The organism is Stenotrophomonas maltophilia group sp. RNC7, from assembly GCF_030910085.1.
Classification (GTDB): domain Bacteria; phylum Pseudomonadota; class Gammaproteobacteria; order Xanthomonadales; family Xanthomonadaceae; genus Stenotrophomonas; species Stenotrophomonas sepilia.
The window spans coordinates 1-525 of sequence record NZ_JAVFVN010000657.1 but is presented as its reverse complement, the minus strand read 5'-3'; the positions used below and the strand labels follow the sequence as shown (position 1 = coordinate 525).

Annotated in this window: 1 protein-coding gene; it reads right to left on the bottom strand. The window is 29.1% G+C overall.

Annotation, left to right across the window (positions count from 1 at the left end):
• Positions 1 to 525: hypothetical protein (locus RCF13_RS13585; protein WP_308141249.1), on the bottom strand; the 525-nt coding region annotated here is incomplete at both ends.

Here is a 525-nt window from a genome sequence, read left to right as displayed (position 1 = left end):
GTATATTATTTTGACATTTTATATATGCTATCATATGCCCATTTCCTCTAACATTGTTTTCATTTATTTGATCTCTGCTTTTCTTACAAGCTAATCTGATATTTTCTATATAATTTCTTAAATCTCGGTTTATATTAGTGTGTAAAACGTTTATATTTTTTTCGCTTAGAGACATATCATCCAAACCTTTAAAAATAGGTTTTTTTACACTTATTTCATGAAATAATGATAACATGTTACTAAAGTAATTTGCGCGTGCTCTCTCTAGACTATAGTTCATTTCTTCTATAGTTTCTAAAGAAATATGTAGCAATATACCGGTTTCAATGTCGTGTATCAAATTTCTTATTTCTAGCATGCTATTAACTATTTTTTGAATAATTTCATCAGTTCTTTCAATGGTCTTTAATTGCAATTCTTGCCTTAAGCTTTGTTCAGATAGTTTTTTATTTATTTTGAATGTGATAAAACCTCCACTAATAGCTCCTACGATCGCTCCCAATGTTGCTCCTCCAACACCTGACC